The sequence below is a fragment of the Kangiella aquimarina DSM 16071 genome, assembly GCF_000374105.1.
Taxonomy (GTDB): domain Bacteria; phylum Pseudomonadota; class Gammaproteobacteria; order Enterobacterales; family Kangiellaceae; genus Kangiella; species Kangiella aquimarina.
The window spans coordinates 1,618,988-1,635,919 of sequence record NZ_KB893650.1; the positions used below are offsets into that span (position 1 = coordinate 1,618,988).

Below are 16,932 nucleotides of genomic sequence, written 5' to 3' on the forward strand. Positions count from 1 at the left end.
CTAGCCAAGCTTTTTATACTTGTGGTAAGGTTATGCCACTCAAAGATTCTAACAAATTAACAATGGGGCTCCGATTTTGGATATCGTCGAAACAATTAATAATGCACTCTTATATATTGATGGGTTTCTAGGCTCAGCAGGATATTTCCCTTATTTATTAATAGGTGTGGGCGTTTTCTTCACACTTTATTTAGGTTTTCCTCAAATTCGCTATTTTGGCCAGGCAACGCGTATTGTTCGTGGCCAATATGCCAAAAAAGACTCCCCTGGAGATACATCCCACTTTCAGGCACTAACCACTGCCTTATCAGGTACGGTTGGTACCGGTAATATCGGTGGCGTTGCTCTGGCGATTTTTATTGGTGGTCCCGCTGCTTTGTTCTGGATGTGGGTAACAGCATTCTTCGGTATGACAACTAAATTTGTTGAAGTGACCTTGTCACATAAATACCGTGAAAAAACTGAAGATGGCACCATGGCCGGCGGCCCCATGTATTACATGGAAAAGAAATTGAACATGAAGTGGTTGGCGGTCATCTTTGCACTGGCAACTATTATCAGCTCCATCGGCAGCGGTAACATGCCTCAAATTAACAACATTGCCCAGGTTATGAACACCACTTTTAATATTGAAGAGTGGGTAACTGGCGGAGTGTTAGCAGTGTTGTTGGCGCTCGTGATTATCGGTGGTATTAAGCGTATTGCGAAAGTTGCCGAAAAAATCGTTCCATTCATGGCGGTGGTTTATGTTATCGGCGCTTTATTGGTCATTGGTTATAACTACGAAAATATTCTTCCTTCATTCCAGGCGATTTTCAGCAGTATCTTCTCGGGTTCTGCTGCAGTAGGTGGTTTCCTTGGTGCCAGTTTCGCTTATGCCATGGATCGTGGTGTTAACCGCGGTTTGTTCTCGAACGAAGCGGGTCAGGGTTCTGCGGCAATTGCTCACTCAGCAGCAAAAGGCAAAGAGCCAGCTTCCGAAGGTATGGTTTCGTTACTTGAGCCTTTCATTGATACGATCATTATCTGTACTTTGACCGGTTTGGTTATCTTGTCTTCGGGTGTCTGGAGCGAAAAGCATCAGAACACTTTTGATCGGACTGATATGGAGTTTGTTGTCGGCGACTATACTGATAACAATCCTGAAGATGTTAATAAATTAATGATTCATCTGGATGAAAAACGCTCTGTTCCATCTGAAGTCAAAGAGTACACAGGAACCATTTCTTTACAAAATGGTAAGGCAATTTCTGATGGCTTCACGCTACTCAATGCTCGCTCAATTGCTGAAGATGTTGTCTATAAGGATAAAGATGGCAACCCGATTACCGGTGAAATTCCAGTGTCTAACGGTACATTGGAAGACTCAACTATTGTCGTTGAGGGTAAATCACTTATTCACTCAGCAGAGTTAACAGCAGTTGCTTTCACCAAGGGCTACATGGGTGAGAGTGGTAAATACGTTGTGTCATTAGGTCTGTTACTGTTTGCGTTCACAACAGCTATCGCCTGGTCTTATTATGGTGATAGAGCCGCGATCTATTTGTTTGGACCGAAGTCCGTTCTGCCATACAGGATTGCTTTCGTTGCCTTGTTCTTCCTAGGCGCTATTGTGGATTCAACGGTGGTCTGGACGCTGGCTTATGTGACGGTGGCTCTTATGACCATTCCGAATCTTATTGGAATCCTGCTACTGCATAAGGACATGAAGAACACAGTCAAAGACTACTGGAATAATTTTAAATCGAGTGGTGCTGATTAAATAACCTCGTCTAGTGGTATAACCACTAGACAAACTCTTTAATTTTTTCCTATACTGGCTCTGGTCTGACCACGGCAAATTGCTGCGGTCACCAGAGTTTTTTTATGCCAGCGATATATAGGCCAGTAAATTGAGGAGTAATAATGCAATACCAAGCACCTGTTGATGACATGATGTTTCTTATCAAAGACGTTTTTAACCTTGAACAGAGATTCAAGGGTATTGCTGATTTTGCTGATTTTGATTCTGAACTTTATGCTGCCATCCTTGAGGAAGCAGGTAAGTTTTCTACTAATGTGCTGCAGCCCATCAATCGTTCAGGTGATGAAGAAGGCTGTCAGTATAATGACGGTGTGGTGACAACGCCAAAGGGCTTCAAGGAAGCTTATCAGGCTTATGTTGAAGGCGGCTGGCAGTCTCTTACAGCAAATCCTCAGTATGGTGGACAGGGCTTGCCCAAAGCGTTACATGTTTTAGTCGAAGAAATGTTTTATGCGACTAACACTTCATTCTGCCTATACGGAAGTCTGACTGCCGGCGCTTATCATTTACTACAGGCGCACGCTGATGACGCAACTAAAGATAAGTATTTGCCTAAGCTGATCAGTGGTGAATGGTCAGGTTCTATGTGTTTGACTGAAGCTCATGCTGGTTCCGATCTGGGTATTCTTAAAACTAAGGCAGAGCCTCAAGATGACGGCAGCTATAAATTGAGCGGCTCTAAGATATTTATCACAGGCGGTGAGCATGATATGGCGGATAATATCATCCACCTGGTTCTTGCCCGTCTTCCTGATGCGCCTGCAGGCCCAAAGGGTATCAGCCTGTTTCTTGTTCCTAAATTTATGGTTAATGATGATGGCTCTATTGGTGAGCGCAATGGTATTCGTTGTGGCTCGATTGAGCATAAAATGGGCATCAAGGCTTCCTCAACCTGTGTTATGAACATGGATAATGCGACTGGCTTTATCATTGGCGGTCCTCATCAGGGCTTACGTTGCATGTTTACTATGATGAATCTCGAGCGTTTATCTATTGGTCTGCAGGGGATTGGTTTAGGTGAAATGTCCTATCAGCAGGCATTCGATTATGCCAATGAGCGGTTACAGGGCCGTGCTAAGGGTGTTGAGGGTACAGCACCGATTATTCGTCATGGTGATGTTCAGCGTATGCTTAAAACCATGCAGTGCTATACTCAGGCTGGTAGAGCATTAGCCGTCTGGCTTGGCGCCTGGCTGGATGAAGCTTTCCACTCAACAGACAAAGAAGTGGTTACTAAAGCCCAGAATATGGCTGCTCTGTTAACGCCTGTAGCTAAAGCTTTCTTCACTGATATAGGCTATGAAGTCTGCACTATCGGCCAGCAAGTGTTTGGTGGCCATGGATACGTCAGAGAGTGGGGCATGGAGCAGCACGTTCGTGATGCCCGCATTGCTCAGATTTACGAAGGTACTAATGGAATTCAGGCGCTCGACTTAATAGGTCGTAAAATTGTTGCCAATAATGGTGCTTTCCTAGCTGAACTTTTGGCTGATATGCGCAGTGATATAGAAGGTTTTAGCGACTCTTCTCAAAAGTCATTGTTAATTGAACAGCTGAATGATTTGGAAAGCTTGTCAAATAAGGTTGTTGAGAAATTCTCAACCGACCACGACAAACAGCAGTATATAGCTTGTGATTACCTCCACTACATGGCATTAAGTCTGTACGCATATTTATGGTTAAAAATGGCTGAGGCGGACCAGGCTGGTAAGCAAGAGCCTATGGAGTTCTACTTTAAGCGCTTATTACCGAGGGCTTACGGTCTTAAGAAAAGTATCGAAAATGAATTGGGGCTTTAAGCCCCCTTTCTTTTGCTCATTAGATTAATGCGTCAATAAATTTAACAATTGAAACTAAGGCTGCTTACTATTTAATCAGCTAATGAGAACCATTAAAAAAATTGTAACTATATTATTCGATCTGCTTGAGTGATAAGTATATTTATGCTGTTATTAGCGGCTGGGGCAAATTAGGGGTCACAAGATCCTAATAAATAACAGACATATAAATCGGTAAATCACATGGCAACAGATCGCGGTCAGTTTAATACTCGCATAGGTTTTATTCTCGCAGCTGCTGGTTCAGCAGTAGGTCTTGGTAATATTTGGAAGTTCCCATTTGAAGTGGGAGAAGGGGGCGGTGCTGCATTCGTAGTCATTTATCTAGCTTTCTGTTTCCTGCTCTGCTTCCCGGTGATGGTTTCTGAAATCGCCATTGGCCGTAAAACTAACCTCAACCCTGTCGGTGCTTTCAAGAAATTAGGCCATAAAAATTGGGCCATTATTGGCTTTATGGGTGTTCTGGCCGGTGTTTTAATCCTGTCTTTTTATAATGTTGTTGCTGGTTGGGCATTCGGCTATTTCCTGGAAATGGTTCAAGGCAACTTTGGTATTGGTGAAGAGTTCGGTAGTTTCATTACCGATTGGCACAAGATTGGTCTTTACGGTTTAGTATTTATGGCGGTTACCGCATTCATCGTGTCTCGCGGTATCCATGATGGTATCGAACGTGCAGCCACTATTCTAATGCCAACCCTGTTTTTAATGATCGTTGGCTTAATTATCTATGCCATGACATTAGATGGTGCTGGAGTAGGAATTAACTACTATTTAGTTCCTGACTTTTCAGAAATTACTGGTGAAGTAGTTTACTCAGCTCTGGGCCAGGCATTCTTCTCACTTTCTTTGGGTATGGGCGCTTTAATTACTTATGGTAGTTATGTATCCAAAAAGCAGGATATCGTTAAATCAGCTGCCTTAATCACCCTGACCGATGTATCCATAGCATTCCTTGCTGGTCTGATGATCTTCCCGTTCGTTGCCTACTTAACTCAGGGCACGATGGAGGGCGTTGATGGCGGTGCTGGTTTGATATTTGCGACCTTACCTGGCGTGTTTGAGAGCTTTGGTCCAACACTTGGTATCGTTGTAGGTTCTTTATTCTTCTTGTTACTGTGTTTTGCGGCTTTAACCTCAACCGTTTCCTTGCTTGAGGTTCCAGTTTCTTATCTGGTTGATGAAAAGAAAATAAAACGCCCTGTAGCCGTATGGGGTATGGCGGCGCTAATTTTCTTAATTGGTATTCCGTCATTGTTAGGTAACGGTTCGGTCGACAGTTTGACTCAATTTGTTCAAATGAACAAAAATGCTGAGTGGCAATACGTGACCTTTATGGACTTTGTTGAAGCCATTGCCAGTGACACATTCTTGCCTCTGGGCGGCGCGCTGATTTCATTCTTCGTGGCTTATGTCTGGAAAAAGCATAATTTAAATGCTGAGATCGCGATTGGTCGTGAAGGTGGCTCGCAGTGGGTAGCAAAATATATCGACTTTGCAATTACTTTCTTCTGCCCAGTTGTACTTGGCATCATCACAGTTGTAACAATTTTAGATCGCTTCTTTGGCGTTATTATTATTGGTTAATTAAAGTTTCGGGAGAGCAATATGATTAAGTTCCATGCGAAAACCCGGCTCACTCTAGCAGCGCTAATTAGCGCTGCTTTTTTGTCCGCTTGCGAACAGCCGCAAAAGGAAGAAAGCAAAAAAGAAGAGCCTAACACAGCTTTTGAGTCTACCTATCAAGCGCATAGTTACCATCCGGTATTAATCCAGAATGCCACAATTTTAACTGCGGCTGGAGACAGAATTGATCAGGGTTCTATTCTTTTCAAAGATGGCAAAATTGTTGCTATTGGACAATCTGTAGAGGCTCCAGCAGATAAAAATTTAGAAGTAATTGATGCTGAGGGCAAGTGGGTAACACCAGGTCTTATCGATGTGCATTCACACTTAGGTGTATATCCTGCTCCAGGTGTTGACTCATCAGCAGACGGCAATGAAATGACTGCTCCTGTTACAGCAGAAGTATGGGCTGAGCATTCAGTCTGGCCACATGACCCACAATTTGAATTAGCACTAGCTGGCGGTGTCACGTCAATGCAGATTCTGCCTGGGTCAGCGAACTTAATCGGTGGTCGTACAGTGACATTAAAAAATGTTCCTGCGCGCTCCGTGATGGAAATGAAATTCCCTGATGCTCCACACGGTTTGAAAATGGCCTGTGGTGAAAACCCAAAGCGTGTTTACGGAAATAAAGGTCGATCTCCAATGACACGTATGGCCAATATCGCAGGTTTCCGTGAAGCCTGGATTAAAGCTGCTGACTATAAAAAGCAGTGGGAAGATTATGAGAACGGCGAAGGTAATGGCAAAGCACCTAAACGTGACTTGCAGCTTGAAACTTTGGCCGGTGTTCTTGATGGTGAGATCTTGATTCACAATCATTGCTATCGTGCCGATGAAATGGCGCTGATGATGGAAATTGCGGAAGAATTCGACTTCCAGATTTCTACCTTCCATCACGCTGTTGAGTCTTACAAAATTGCCGACAAGCTCGCCGAGAATAACGTGTGTTCTGCATTATGGTCTGACTGGTGGGGCTTTAAGCAAGAAGCTTTCGATATGGTTCCTGAAAACGTTGCCTTGGTTGAAAAAGCAGGGGCTTGTGCCATTGTTCACTCTGATTCCCCAACTGGCATTCAACATCTGAATAAAGATGCTGCCAAATCCATGGCTTCAGGTAATGCAATGGGTATGAATATCACACCAGAAAAAGCGATTGAATGGATTACTATTAATCCAGCCAAATCGATGGGAATAGCTGAGCAAACCGGTAGCCTTGAAGCCGGTAAAATGGCGGATATCGTACTTTGGGACGGTAATCCATTCAGTGTTTACTCCAAAGCTGAAAAAGTATTTATTGATGGCGCACTTATGTATGACCGTCATGATGAAAAATATCAACCTGTCAGCGACTTCCAGTTAGGTCAGTACGATTTAGAAGTTGATGCACAAGAGGAGGGCGCACTATGAACTCATTACTGATGAAATCTCTAGTTAAGCCCGTTGCTGCAACACTCAGTGTTGTCAGTTTGATGGCAAGTGTATGCAGTGCCGATACCACTCTAATTAAAGACGCCAAAGTTCATACATTATCATCGCAGGGTGTTCTGCAATATGGTGACGTCTTAATTGAAGATGGTGTAATCAAATCAGTTGCTGAAGATATTTCAGTTGATGCGGATACTGTGATTGACGGCAAAGGCAAGGTAGTCACTCCAGGTATTTTTGCCCTGATTAATCAGATTGGTTTAGTTGAGCTTGGATCTCAGGATCAAACGGCCGACGGCCAAACCGAACATGAAGAGCAAGGTGCTTCGTTCAGTATCGATAAGGTTTACAATCATAATTCAACTCTGGTCGCCATTAACCGATCTAATGGAGTGACTCGTACATTAGTCGCACCTCAGATCGGAGCAAATGTTTTTGCTGGGCAAGGCGCGATCATGTCTTTGAAAGACCAGTACCACCCTTTAATTGCTAAAGATGTTGCTATTTTTACAGCTTTTGGGGAATGGCCCGCAGAAATGACTGGCGGTTCTCGTGCCAGCGTCTTGTTCGAACTCAATAAGGCTTTTGATGAAGCAAGAGCATATCAAAAGAACCGTTCTGCCATTGAGCAGGGTGACTTTAGAGAGTTGAGCTACAGCACTAATGATCTTGAAGCGCTACAAGCAGTTCTTGATCGTGACATTCCTTTATTGGTTAATACTGAGCGGGAAAGTGACATTTTAACTATGCTTGATTTTGCAAAAGAGCAAAACATACGTATTGGTTTTATCGGTGCAGCGGAAGCCTGGAAAGTTGCAGAGAAGCTAGCTGAAGCAGAGGCCTCAGTCTTTGTTGATCCAATGGATAATATTCCCGATAGCTTCGAGTCTTTAGGCAAACGTTACGAAAACGCAGCCATTCTCTCGAAAGCCGGCGTTAATGTTATGTTTCTTGGGCAAGGCTTCTTAGCCAGCCATAATGCATATACCGTTCGCCTTTCAGCAGGCAATGCCGTTGCATATGGTATGGATTATGACAAAGCTTTGGCAGCAATGATTTCAACTCCAGCTGAATACTTTGGTGGCAGTGATGCTTATGGTCAAATTGCTGAAGGTTACAAAGCTGAGCTGGTACTTTGGAATGGCGATCCGCTTGAGGTCACAACGCTTCCTCAACAGGTTTGGATAGACGGTGAAGCAGTCAATATGGAAAACCGTTCAACCAAGTTACGTGATCGTTACAAAGCTTTAGACACGGATAAAAATACTGGTTACAGAAAGTAACTTAATAACAGTTCTTAAGTTAGACATATAAGTAGGAATAAACATGGTTGATTCATCGGATAGACAGCCGAGTATGCTACAGGCCCTGGTGCCTGTAGTTTTTTTAATTGTACTGTTGTTTTTCTCAGTAAAGTTATTCGGTAGTGACTCATCATACGGAGCTAATCAAATTGCTCTGATTTTAAGTGCAGCGATTGCTATTTTAATTGGCTTGTTTAATGGACAAACCTGGAAGGAACTAGAAGCAGGTATTGTCGATGGCATTAGCCTTGCGATGGGAGCCATGTTGATCCTTTTGATGGTAGGTTCATTAATCGGTACCTGGATTCTCGCTGGTACAGTGCCGACCATGATTTATTATGGTTTGCAGATTTTGTCTCCTGACTTTTTCTATGTTGCTAGCTGTATTATCTGTGCCATTGTTGCCGTAAGTATTGGTAGTTCCTGGACCACTGCAGGCACCGTTGGTATTGGTCTGATCGGTATTTCTCAGGGGCTTGGTCTAGATCCAGCCATAACTGCCGGCGCCATCATTTCCGGTGCTTATTTTGGTGACAAGATGTCGCCTTTATCGGACACCACTAACCTGGCTCCAGCTGTTACCGGTACCGATTTATTTACTCATATCCGTCATATGGTTTGGACCACCACACCTTCTTTAATTATTGCATTGGTACTGTTTACTTATTTTGGTTTAGCCAGTGATGTTCCAGCGGAAAATCTGGAGCTTGAGTCCACTTTGGCTTTATTGGATGCTAATTTTAATATTACTCTTTGGTCGTTGGTTCCATTGGTGGCAGTTTTTGCCATGGCCATCAAGAAAGTACCAGCAGTAGCAACGATTTTGATTGGTGCTTTATTGGGTGGGCTGTTTGCTATCTTGACTCAGGGCGAGGTCATCACCAAATTTGTAAATAACGGCGAATTGTCAGTGACCATGCAATACGTTACTGCTGTTTGGACTGCTTTGTTTAATGGCTTTTCAATCAGTACCGGCGATGAAATATTTGATGGGCTTTTGAGCCGCGGTGGTATGACTAGCATGCTTAATACTGTCTGGCTCATTATCTGTGCCATGAGTTTCGGTGCAGCAATGGAAAAAACTGGCTTATTGCATAAACTGGTTTACTCAATTATTGGCATGGCCAAGTCCACTGGCTCTCTAATAGGCTCTGTTCTCCTAACCTGTATTGGCATGAATGTTATCGCCGCGGATCAGTATATCGCCATTGTGCTTCCGGGCCGTATGTATCGTGCTGAGTTTAAGCGTCGTGGACTGGATGCGAAGAACCTGTCGAGAACGCTGGAAGATGCTGGAACCATCACCTCACCATTGATCCCATGGAATACCTGCGGTGCTTATATGGCGGCAACGTTAGGCGTTGCTACAGGTGCTTACTGGATATATGCCTTCTTTAATCTGGCAAATCCGATAGTTTCCTTTATTTATGGTCTGTTGAACTTTAAAATAGCCAAGCATGACGAGGCCAACGACGCTATTTAAACGCTATTTTCTATTCTGTGCATTAATACTCGCAGTTGTTGCCCTATTGTGGCTGGGACTGCGAGAGTCCTCTCCCCAATATCGCTGGGACGCCGCCAGCATCAAACCATTCAAGCAGTGGTATCAAATTAACTGGCACAACCAGGCTGTCGGACGAGCCAGTGTTGAGCTTGAAAGAACTCATGACCAAGTTTCTGTTATAGAAAGCGATTACCTTGAAGGTCGAGTCCAGGGCCGTCGTTTCCATTTTCGTTATATACGTGAGCTCAACTTTTCAAATCAGCCGCCATATCAATTAATTAGCGGAAAACTTTACACAGAAGAGCCGAAACTAGAGGTTGAAGCAAAATTTATAAATGATGGGCAGCTACGGCTTGAGGAATGGCGCAATGGCAAACACTATCAAAAATCTCTTGCCGCTGTAGATTACACCCTGAGCGACTACTTTTACGTTTCAAGTTATCTTGAAAGAACTCCACAACCAGCAAAAAGTTTCCAGGCTAAGACCCTCAATACACAGGATTTTCTGGTTGAAACCACTGATTATGAATTGATTGCAGTAAAATCAGATCCGTCCAGCGTTACCTTGCAACAGCACCATCCCAATGAAGAGGTCAGTTGGCATCAAGTATCTGGGGATGGTAGCTTTAAGCTTCATTCTTTCGCCAACGGCATGGAATATGTTGCCAGTTCGCGTCGTGTAACCCTCAATCCCGAAATGCAAGATGATCTGTATCTGAATAGTGGTGTTGTGGTTGATAAACCCTTAGGCGCTGCTAATCAGATTCAATCAATGACATTAAGCCTGCTAAACGGCGAGTTAGACTGGTTCAGACACCATCCATCGGTTTCAGTCAATCGTGAGAATGAGACCATTAAATTATCTACAGGCAGTCAATATAAAGCTTCTGTTGATGAGATAGAGCATATAGCCTCAATAGAAACCAAACTTAATCCCATCGCCAAAACACTGGCTTTGGAAGCTACAGCCAATATGGACAATGATTGGTTGAAGGTGCAGAAGCTGGTTGGCTTCGTTTATGATTACCTCAATTACCAGCCAGTTCCTGCTGGTTTTAATGTCGATGATATTCTGCGTAGCAGGGTCGGTGACTGTACCGAATACAGTCAGCTGTTAATAGAAATGTTGGCTGCCGCAAATATACCGGCCCGAGAGGTTAATGGTTTGGTTTATCTGGGCGATCATGAAAAGCGTTTCGGTGGCCATGTCTGGGTTGAAGCGTTAGTTGACGGCTACTGGGTCGCAGTTGATCCCACCTGGAATCTGGTTGAAGTCACCAGCACTCATATACCCGCAGCAATGAACTTTGACAGTAGAGACAATGAAGGTCATTCACGATTTGCTTTCAAGCTCGAAGAAATTCACTATAAAGATGAAAACAGCAAAGAATCTAAAAGGTTATAAGATGTCAAAACAGTTTTACTCAATTCTAGGTAACTCACAGAAACTGGATGGCGGGGCCATGTTTGGCAACGCTCCTAAGGCTTTATGGCAGCGCTGGGTCGATGTGGATGAACAGAATCGCATTGACCTGGTGTGTCGAGCTCTTTTGGTCAAGGATGGTGACAAAAATATACTTTTCGAAACTGGTATTGGTGCATTCTTTGAACCTAAATTTAAAGACCGCTATGGAGTGCAGGAAGATGAGCACGTGCTCTTAAAGTCACTGAAAGATGCGGGTTTGAGTCATGAAGATATTGATTTATTGGTATTGTCTCATTTGCACTTTGACCACGCTGGTGGTCTGCTTAGTCAGTGGCAGGAAGGAAAGCAGGCTGAGCTGTTGTTCCCTAATGCTGAATTTATTATTGGAAAAGAAGCCTGGGAACGAGCTAAGAATCCACATCCTCGTGACAGGGCTTCCTTTATTCCGGGGCTTACTGACTTAATCGAGCAAACGGGGCGTTTGCATTTGATTGAAGGTGAATCTTGCGACTTGCTTGGTGAAGATTATCATTTCTTCGTCTCAAACGGTCATACGCCTGGCATGTTGCTTACTGAAATAGAAACAGGGCAGGGGCCAGTAGTGTTTGCCGCGGACTTGATTCCTGGGGTTCCATGGGTTCATCTTCCAATTACCATGGGTTATGACCGTTTCCCAGAAAATCTGATTGAAGAGAAGAAGGTTTTGCTTGACCGTTTAATTGAGGAAGAGGGCTATCTGTACTTTACTCATGATCCAGATACTTGCCTTGGTCAGGTTACAAAGGATGAAAAAGGTCGCTTTACGACTAAAGATAATTTAAAGCATCTTGTTAAAAAAATGATGTAACTTATTGTTAAGAAAATATAGTTTACTAAATTAGAATAACTGCATAAAAAATTGTCAATTTGGTTGAACTTTATTCATGACAACTGTTCAAAATATATACGAAAAGCAATGAAGCAGTCTTGGCTAGATGCAAAATTGTGGATTTGTTTTTCTGGTTGTCATTGTCACTTCTCTTTTTATGAGTAATTATTTCCTCATAAGGGCCATGTAAATGGCCCTTTTTTTATGGGCTATGGTATTCTGTGCAACAGATAAATAATGAAGAGTTAATCAAATATGCACGTCAAATTTGATCAGGAATACCACTTCCAGATTCATCATAATAAGGTTGCCGTTCTAGAGTGGGGAGATCCACAAGCTGAGCCCATTCTCTGTTTACATGGCTGGCTCGATAATGCAGCCACTTTCCATTATTTAGCACCATTTCTTGCTGATAAGTATCGCCTTATTGCCATTGAGTTTCCTGGTCATGGTCAATCCGAGCATTTATCAGAAGATGCCGATTATCAGTTTGTTTCAGGTATATCAATTATTGATGGAGCACTTGACGTTCTTAAGATAGAAAAATGCCATATCTTAGGACATTCAATGGGAGCTGCACTTGCCATGATTTATGCTGGTGCTGCCCCACATCGTGTTAAAAGTCTGATTTCAATCGATGCGCTTGGACCTTTTATTTCGACACCGGAGCAGACCATTGAGCAGCTGGCTCAGGCCATTGAACAGCGTAAGGCGAAGCGTAGTCAGAAACGTTATTTCAATTCGATTGAAGATGCAGCGAACGCCAGGGCTCAAGTCAGCGAGCTTAGTGCTGAAACCTTATTGCCACTCATTGAACGAGGCGTTACTTTGTGTGACCGCGGATATCAATGGTCAAGCGATGCCAGGCTAAAGAATGCCTCCTGGATTCGAATGACTGAACCGCAACTTGAGGCCTTGATGAATAATGTAACGGCTGAGGTGTTATTTATTCGCGGTAAGCAGGGTATGTTGCAGGAAAAGGCAGCCATCGAAAAAAGACTATCTTTTTTAAATAGCTCGGAATGGATTGATCTTGATGGTGGCCATCATTTGCACATGCAATACCCAGAAGAAGTGTCACAAGCAATTTTGAAGTTCTGGGCAAAATTTAATCAAGACTGAAACCTAATAATAAAAGTTACAGCTAAAATAACTTAACTGGCCGTTAAAAGTTGCCTTATTCGATACAATCGGTTACTTTTCTTGGCCATAAATTTTATTAATCTTAGCTATAAACAGGAAGCTACATGGAAAAAATCTGGTTAAAGCAATATCCAAAAGCGGTTCAGGAAACCATCAACCCTGATCAGTACTCAAGTCTATTGGCCATGTTCGACGAAAGTGTCGAAAAGTTTGGTGATAGGCCAGCTGTAACCAATTTGGGTGTCACCTTAACCTACCGCGAGCTTGATCAGAAAGCCCGTGATTTTGCTTCCTATTTGCAACATGAACTGGGTTTACAGAAAGGGGATAAGCTGGCACTAATGATGCCAAACCTTCTGCAATATCCTGTTTGTCTCTTTGGTGCATTCCGTGCAGGGCTTGCTGTAGTTAATGTTAATCCACTTTATACACCTCGCGAGCTCGAGCATCAGTTGAATGACAGCGAAGCCAATGCCATTGTCATATTGGCCAATTTTGGTGATACGCTGGAAAAAGTAGCAGATAAAACTAATCTAAAACACATTATCGTTACTCAGGTTGGCGATATGTGCGCACAACCTAAACGCTTTATCGTTAATTTTGTTGTAAAGCATTTTAAGAAGATGGTTCCCAGCTTTAATCTTGAGCAGTCGCACAACTTTGTGGATGCCATGCAAAAAGGTGCTGCCAAGGAACCAAGTCCAGTTGAGCTGACTTCAGACGACACCGCTTTTTTACAGTACACCGGTGGTACTACAGGGGTTTCTAAAGGCGCAGTTCTTACTCATCGCAATATGGTTGCTAACGTGCTGCAAACTCACGCCTGGATGGGGCCGTTTCTAAACGAAGGAAAGGAAACCATCATAACGGCACTTCCTCTGTATCATATTTTTTCATTGTGCGTTAACTGCTTGCTGTTCGCAAAGGCGGGTGGCCATAACATCTATATCACCAATCCACGTGATATGAAGGATTTTTGTAAGACTCTGAAAAAATATCCATTTACTGCCATGACTGGTGTTAATACTTTATTTAATGGCCTGCTCAATACGCCTGCGTTCCGTGAGCTGGATTTCAGTAAGTTGAAACTATCGGTTGGCGGCGGTATGGCAGTGCAAAAGTCTGTTGCTGAAAGGTGGCAGGAGCTAACGAAAACCCCACTTCTTGAAGGTTATGGTCTTACAGAAACATCGCCCGTTGTTAGTATGAATCCGTTAGATCTTGAATCTTACAACGGTACTATTGGTCTTCCGATTCCTTCAACAGATATCGAAATTCGTGACGAAGAGGGTAATCAAGTTGAAATTGGCCAGCCAGGCGAGCTTTGGGTCAAAGGCCCACAGGTCATGAAAGGTTACTTAAACCGCCCAAAAGAAACCGCTGAAGTATTAAAGGATGACGGTTGGTTGGCTACCGGTGATATGGCCACAATTGACGAAAAGGGCTATTTGCGGATAGTTGACCGCAAGAAAGATATGATTCTGGTGTCGGGCTTTAATGTCTACCCTAATGAAATTGAAGATGTTGTTGCATTGCATCCAGGCGTCCTCGAAGTTGCTGCCATTGGTGAACCAGATGATGTTAAAGGTGAGGTTGTTAAAGTTGTTGTGGTTAAAAAAGACAGCACTCTCACTGAAGATGATGTTATCAAACATACCCGTGAGCATTTAACGGGTTACAAAATTCCTAAAGTTGTTGAATTCCGCGAGGAGTTGCCGAAAAGTAATGTTGGCAAAATTCTTCGTAAAGAACTCCGTAAATAATCCTATCCCATGGCGCTCATAGATGAGCGCCAGGAGCACATTAATTGGCACGATTTCATTTAGATCAGCATCAAGATTCAGTTCATGTAGAAACTGTGCTTTCTACTGAGCGTTTAGAAGAACTTTGTCAGACCTGGCGTAAACTTGATGTCCTCTCCGTAGACACTGAGTTTGATCGTACCAATACCTATTTTCATCGACTGGCGCTAATTCAAATTTATGATGGACAGGAAATCTATTTGATTGATCCATTAGCATTTGAAGATATTTCCGCATTAGAAGAAATATTCAAATCAACGTCGATTGTGAAAGCCTTTCATAGTTGCAGTGAAGATTTGGAAGCGCTTTATCATCAATATGGCTTTGAGTTTAATCAAGTCTTTGATACTCAGATCGCAGCTTCAATTGATGGCATTGGGCTTAGCGTTGGTTACGGTAATATCGTAGAACACTTCCTAAGCATTGTGCTGGATAAAGAGCACACTAAAACTGACTGGTTACAACGACCACTCTCTCAAGAACAAAAAGTTTACGCTGCACAGGATGTTCAATATTTATTGCCGGTTTATTATCGATTACGCGATAGTCTGTTGGAGAAAGGCTTGTTTGAGTGCGTGATTGAGGATGTTAACAGTATGTTTGCAGCCATCATTCAAGCCGACGATTATTCAGAAACTTACTTAAAAGTGAAGGGTGCTTTCAGACTTAATCGGTTCCAACTCAACCGTTTGCAAAGGTTGGCTCAATGGCGTGAGACGGTAGCCCGCGACAATAATATCCCTAAAACTTTTGTTTTCAGAGATCACCATTTAATTGAAGTCTGCCAGAAGGAAAAGACTAATATCAGTGATCTACTTTCAATGGGGTGTAACCGGGGAAGTATCAGACGATATGGTGCAGAATTAATACGTCAAATTGAACTCGCGGATCAGATTGATGAATCCAAATGGCCTGAATCGCTGCAGCCGTTCCATAAGATACCCAAGAGTAAAAAAATGTTTGCTGCATTAAAGGCTGAAGTGGAGAACGTCAGTAAAGACCATAATATTCCAACCGAGGCTTTATGTAATCGTCGATTGATCGAGTATTATATCAAGATGACCTTAGGCTATAAGGGCCGGCCCAATCGATTCTGGAATAGCTGGCGTCAGAACCTGCTTGAGAAGCCATTTAAACAGGCAATGCAGGAATTTATTTAAAAAGTAATAGTTTGTGAGAACCCGATTATGATGTGCAGTATTTATAAAAGTGCCAAGAAGCCAGAGACCTACCTTTATATTCCCTATGACAGTAAATTTGAAGACTTACCAGAAGGATTAATCCAGGTCTGGGGGACCCCTGAGCTAGTGATGCACCTAGATTTAGAGAAGCGTCAAACGCTTGCCCTTTGCGACATTAGTGAAGTTAAAGCCAAGCTAGAAGAAGAGGGGTATTTCTTACAAATGCCTCCCAGCGAAGAAGAAATCGCACGGCTTATTGCTGGAAAAAAGTAACTATGACCGATAAATTTTGGCTTACTACATCGTTAAAAGATATGACCCATGAACAATGGGAGTCATTGTGCGATGGTTGTGCCAAATGCTGCTGTGTTCAGTTTATCGATGATGACGATAACCTGCTGATGCAAACTGATGTTTCATGTCGCCTCTTGGACACAGATACTCTTTACTGTAAAGACTATCAAAATAGAACCTCGAAAATACCTGACTGCGTACAGCTGACTCCAGAAACTATTGAAGAGTATTTCTGGTTGCCAGACACCTGTGCTTATCGATTGGTAGCGGAGGGTAAGGATCTTCCCAGCTGGCATTACTTAATCTCTGGTGATAAGGAATTGGTGCATAAAAAAGGGCATAGCATTCAAGGTAAAGTGATTTCTGAAACCAAGTTAACGGCAGAGGAAGTTGAGGATCGAATCATCTCCTGGATCCCGCTATCCGACTGAAATATAACCAATTTGCACAGCATTTAATCGGATTTTTAAAAAGTTAAATATTTTTATAAAAAAGTTGTTGACCTACCCTAAGAACGAAAGTAATATGCGCTCCGTCGACCGATGAGGTCACCAGCGAAACACCTGTTAATACTCTTCAGAGAATTAACAAATACTGCGGAGCGGTAGTTCAGCTGGTTAGAATACCGGCCTGTCACGCCGGGGGTCGCGGGTTCGAGTCCCGTCCGCTCCGCCACTATATCAAAAGCCTGCTTTCGAGCAGGCTTTTTTTTTATCT

At 43.0% G+C, this 16,932-nt stretch carries 13 protein-coding genes and 1 tRNA gene; all 14 read left to right on the forward strand.

Features of this window, described 5'->3' with window-relative positions; genetic code table 11:
- Positions 1 to 76 precede the first annotated feature (76 nt).
- The 14 genes from B158_RS0107830 (at position 77) to B158_RS0107895 (ending at position 16,890) form a co-directional block, all read left to right on the forward strand.
- Positions 77 to 1,762 (forward strand): alanine/glycine:cation symporter family protein, encoded by a 1,686-nt coding sequence (locus B158_RS0107830; RefSeq protein ID WP_018624814.1) that lies wholly within the window; start codon positions 77 to 79, stop codon positions 1,760 to 1,762.
- A gap of 143 nt (positions 1,763 to 1,905) precedes the next feature.
- A complete protein-coding gene (locus B158_RS0107835) occupies positions 1,906 to 3,603 on the forward strand; it encodes an acyl-CoA dehydrogenase family protein (RefSeq protein ID WP_018624815.1) in 1,698 nt (565 codons plus the stop codon).
- A gap of 222 nt (positions 3,604 to 3,825) precedes the next feature.
- Complete coding sequence (locus tag B158_RS0107840; protein WP_018624816.1) at positions 3,826 to 5,226, forward strand: sodium-dependent transporter; 1,401 nt, start codon at positions 3,826 to 3,828, stop codon at positions 5,224 to 5,226.
- Between the two features lie 21 nt (positions 5,227 to 5,247).
- Positions 5,248 to 6,675, forward strand: coding sequence for an amidohydrolase (locus B158_RS0107845; RefSeq protein WP_018624817.1), 1,428 nt, complete (start codon positions 5,248 to 5,250; stop codon positions 6,673 to 6,675).
- Positions 6,672 to 7,976: an amidohydrolase family protein gene (locus B158_RS0107850; protein ID WP_018624818.1), complete on the forward strand. Its 1,305-nt coding sequence runs from the start codon at positions 6,672 to 6,674 to the stop codon at positions 7,974 to 7,976. The genes B158_RS0107845 and B158_RS0107850 overlap by 4 nt, the downstream gene beginning before the upstream one ends.
- A gap of 43 nt (positions 7,977 to 8,019) precedes the next feature.
- Positions 8,020 to 9,480, forward strand: coding sequence for a Na+/H+ antiporter NhaC (gene nhaC / locus B158_RS0107855; protein ID WP_018624819.1), 1,461 nt, complete (start codon positions 8,020 to 8,022; stop codon positions 9,478 to 9,480).
- A complete protein-coding gene (locus B158_RS0107860) occupies positions 9,455 to 10,906 on the forward strand; it encodes a transglutaminase-like domain-containing protein (RefSeq protein WP_018624820.1) in 1,452 nt (483 codons plus the stop codon). The genes nhaC and B158_RS0107860 overlap by 26 nt, the downstream gene beginning before the upstream one ends.
- Position 10,907: 1 nt before the next feature.
- Positions 10,908 to 11,774 carry an MBL fold metallo-hydrolase gene (locus B158_RS0107865; protein WP_026309309.1) on the forward strand — a complete coding sequence of 289 codons (867 nt, stop codon included), beginning with the start codon at positions 10,908 to 10,910 and terminating at the stop codon, positions 11,772 to 11,774.
- A 276-nt stretch (positions 11,775 to 12,050) separates the two neighbouring features.
- Entirely contained in the window at positions 12,051 to 12,917 is an 867-nt protein-coding gene (locus tag B158_RS0107870) for an alpha/beta fold hydrolase (protein ID WP_018624822.1), read from the forward strand.
- 125 nt (positions 12,918 to 13,042) lie between these two features.
- On the forward strand, positions 13,043 to 14,701 hold the full coding sequence (gene fadD / locus B158_RS0107875; protein ID WP_018624823.1) for a long-chain-fatty-acid--CoA ligase FadD: 1,659 nt from the start codon (positions 13,043 to 13,045) through the stop codon (positions 14,699 to 14,701).
- Positions 14,702 to 14,745: 44 nt separating this feature from the next.
- Positions 14,746 to 15,900, forward strand: a complete 1,155-nt coding sequence (gene rnd, locus B158_RS0107880; protein WP_018624824.1) for a ribonuclease D — start codon at positions 14,746 to 14,748, stop codon at positions 15,898 to 15,900.
- Between the two features lie 27 nt (positions 15,901 to 15,927).
- The gene (locus B158_RS0107885) at positions 15,928 to 16,194 is read left to right on the forward strand and encodes a YcgL domain-containing protein (RefSeq protein ID WP_018624825.1); all 267 of its coding nucleotides are present in this window, start codon (positions 15,928 to 15,930) and stop codon (positions 16,192 to 16,194) included.
- Between the two features lie 2 nt (positions 16,195 to 16,196).
- Positions 16,197 to 16,646, forward strand: a complete 450-nt coding sequence (locus B158_RS0107890) for a YcgN family cysteine cluster protein (protein ID WP_018624826.1) — start codon at positions 16,197 to 16,199, stop codon at positions 16,644 to 16,646.
- A 167-nt stretch (positions 16,647 to 16,813) separates the two neighbouring features.
- A tRNA-Asp gene (locus B158_RS0107895) sits at positions 16,814 to 16,890 on the forward strand.
- Positions 16,891 to 16,932: the final 42 nt, after the last annotated feature.